Genomic DNA, 3,244 nt, shown 5'->3' on the forward strand with positions numbered 1-3,244 from the left:
TATCCCTTCTTCATACCCCTCAGGTATACTGTGGAATATCCCTAAATTAGCTAGTTCTGCAGCAATCTTTTCAGCATATTTTTCATCCTTATCTGGCAAAATTATTACCTGCTTACCTATTAATATAGACCAATCCGTTTCACTGATAGATCCATATATACCAAGCATCACAGTTGTTGCCATAATTCCGTGCTCTATTAAGGCTTCAGCTCTTTTCTCTCCTTTTACTATTACTAGCTCATTGGACCTAATAATACCAGGTATGTTATATAGTGGTTTTAAGCCCTTGCCAGAAGTTTTCGGATACCAAACATGTCTGTAATTGTTTCTGTAGAGATATGCATATGCTATCACTTTGTTATTCTCGTCAAGATAACTATATTTTGCAGTTATATTTTTATTGAGCCATTTGTTTATAACTCCAGAAAGTCCAGCTTTATCAGCAACTAAACTCCAAAGTGTGACAATATTACCATTGTTTCCACTATTTAGGCCATACCAGCTTCCTATCTTACCGCCTGCAACTTCAACTATAATTTGGTCTCCACCGATATTTCCAATATAGAATTTCTTCTTGAAAAATTTACCGCCAGGCAGTAAATAAAATAAACATGCTTTGATGTTATGCAGTAGTAAAAATTCCATTTCTCCAGTAATACAAAATTCCATAAGTCCTCCAATTCTAAAAGACACAATTTAAAATGGCACCCAATCAACTTCAGGTTGCTCTGGGATAATAACCGTAGCAATCTTGTTTTTTTCTCCATATCGATCAGCTTCAATACCAACTTTTGCAGTAAACTCTAACCCGTTAAAATCAGCTATAGAGTTGACTTTTCTAGCAATAATTGCTTTTTCTGAAGTGTCATTTGCATGAATGTTTCGTGCTGACTCCAAAATACTTCTAAGCATGGAACGACCAGCTTCTGCCCAAACATCTTCTCCTTCAACGCTTGCTTTGCCACTTTTAATGCCAATTACTTGAAAAATCTTACGTTTTGCATATAGACCTTCAGTGACAGTAAATTCAGCGTTTAAATAGATGCTGCCAGTAGTGTAGCTTTTAGTGAACCAATTCTCATAACCTCCAGGTTTAATGGCCATTTTGACTTTCACCGTTGTACCTTTTGGTATTAAATTACTTTGTGATTTTGCAGTATTAAAATCAGTTAAAAAATCTGATAGCATATTGTCCTCCTATAAATTAATTGCAAAACGAAAAAAAGAATCAACTCCATTGGTCTATAAGTTTCCAATGACCATTTATCTTATCGACAAGCTTGCTCGCCACACGTTCACCATTTCGCAGCTCAAAGACTATTTGACGGGTAGTACTTTCTTCATCATGAGCAAACATCACCATGCCAGTGCTATAAAATCCACGTAAAGATCCAGCACCACTTAGGCCTTGAAATGGATCTTCTTCCAGCATCTTTTTGGACAGTTTTTTTGTGTGGTGGGTGAGGATTATACCTGCATCTGGATTAATAATGTTCCTCAGTCTTTCAAGCGTTTTTTGCAAAAAGAATAGCATAGCGCTGTTGTCATTTTCATTACCATATTCACTTGAGTTAAAAATGTTACGAAGAGGATCAATCGCAATAATATCAGGTTTGAAACGCTCTTTAACAACATTTTTAATTTCATCTATTTCTTCACTACTAAATGATAATTGTACTCTTGGCGTGATAATTAAGTTATTGGCAGCTACATTCAAAAGTTCGTTATCCAGTTGAAGTTGTTGCAACCGTTCTTTCATATATTCATACTCAATTTCAGTTTGCATGTAGAAGATTTTCAAAGGTCTACTTGGTGTCATACCGAGAAATGATCTACCAGCAGCCATGTAAACAAGCCAAGAGATCAAAAAGTCACTTTTGCCGATTTTAGGTGGGCCACCCAGCACCAATAGACCTCTTTTTGTTAAAATCCTTGGTGAAATTATATCTTCTGGTATTGGCGATTGATCATTCAAGTATTCTTTCACACTGAAAAAGGGAATTTTTTGACCGATATTGAAAAAGCTTTGTTCCATAATAATTTCTCCAATTTTTAATTAAACAATAGGAGCCAAAGTTTTGGCTTTAATTTTCGCAAGTAATTTACCCAGATGCGGTTCTTCAACCATATTAAGGCAACCACTTCAATCTTTAGCTGGGTATCCCCAAGAATTAATGGTATGACAGACAAATGAACGTACTTCTGTGCCATTATCTTTCTTAATTCCAACCATGCTGATCACCTCATCAACAATGCCTGGAATCTCACTAGCGGTTTTAGCTCCTTCACATTGAGGTAGCCAAATTGGACGATTGCAGTCATCGAGATATTGACCTAATGTTCCAACTATGATAGTGTCTTTGTCTCTGATATGTTGAAATTGATTGAGCCAAGCCATCATCTCTTGAGCAAGTAATCCATAGGCAGCTCTCATATCCTGTTTTCCCGATCTCTCAGAAAAAGCTTCAGGTTGCATTTTTGCCCATAATAGACATAAACGTGAAGCAACGGTTATACTGTCCACAAAGATGCATCGGTATTTAGAAACTTCAGAAAGAAGATTTTTATACTTACCAGATACATGTTCATGGTGTCTTTGGCTGTATGCTTGATCAGACCTCAGCGCAGGATTAGGCCCACCAATAAGACAAGCAATGTCTCTAGCTTCATTCCAAGTGCGAATATTGATTGAATCTCCTTTCCAATCCTGAACAGCAAGAAGTCCTACTTCAAAATCAAGGCAAAGCGTTGTCGATTCAACAAGAGTTTTAAGCAGGCTAGTTTTACCGATTCCATAAGGTCCAAAGATTACCATTTTCACACCTGTGACTGTTTTTATTCTTTCTTCGTTATTTATTATTTTTAGAGTCATAGTTTTTACCCCCTATATATAAGTTCAACATTTAGCGCATATGTGTTCACTATTTTTTACGAGATATAAGTTTTTAGATGTGGAAATTTTTCACCTATTCGTTTAAGAATCTTGTAGATGGTTGTTCTCGATAAACCAGTAATTTCAGAAACTTCAGCTACATTATAAACTTTGAGTTTTTCACAAAGATCTTGCCAACGTGGTGGTAACTGTTTAATAAGATCTTCAACATCTGAACATGCTGCAACTTTGCTTTCAAAATCACAATTTTTATCAACTAAACTATCCAAGATTTCATTGTCAAGAAAGGTAATATCTCCACCATATTTCATACGTTGTTTTTTGTTTATAAGGTTAACAACACGATTTTTG

3 protein-coding genes and 2 pseudogenes are annotated in these 3,244 nt (G+C 35.8%); all 5 read right to left on the reverse strand.

The annotated features are described in order from the left end of the window. A pseudogene (locus DM84_RS05500) lies at window positions 1–669 on the reverse strand (AAA family ATPase); the annotation flags it as partial. Between the two features lie 27 nt (window positions 670–696). Next, window positions 697–1,188: a hypothetical protein gene (locus DM84_RS05505; RefSeq protein ID WP_114517449.1), complete on the reverse strand. Its 492-nt coding sequence runs from the start codon at window positions 1,186–1,188 to the stop codon at window positions 697–699. Window positions 1,189–1,228: 40 nt separating this feature from the next. Next, window positions 1,229–2,035, reverse strand: a complete 807-nt coding sequence (locus DM84_RS05510) for an AAA family ATPase (protein WP_114517450.1) — start codon at window positions 2,033–2,035, stop codon at window positions 1,229–1,231. A gap of 21 nt (window positions 2,036–2,056) precedes the next feature. After that, a pseudogene (locus DM84_RS05515) lies at window positions 2,057–2,872 on the reverse strand (ATP-binding protein). Between the two features lie 56 nt (window positions 2,873–2,928). Further along, window positions 2,929–3,244: sigma-70 RNA polymerase sigma factor region 4 domain-containing protein (locus DM84_RS05520; protein ID WP_250778965.1), on the reverse strand; the 316-nt coding region annotated here is incomplete at its 5' end.

This window comes from Wolbachia pipientis (assembly GCF_023661085.1).
GTDB lineage: Bacteria > Pseudomonadota > Alphaproteobacteria > Rickettsiales > Anaplasmataceae > Wolbachia.

Coding starts and splice junctions, on each gene's coding strand:
- DM84_RS05505 (WP_114517449.1), bottom strand. CDS start 1,188: ATGCTATCAGATTTTTTAACTGATTTTAATACTGCAAAATCACAAAGT.
- DM84_RS05510 (WP_114517450.1), bottom strand. CDS start 2,035: ATGGAACAAAGCTTTTTCAATATCGGTCAAAAAATTCCCTTTTTCAGT.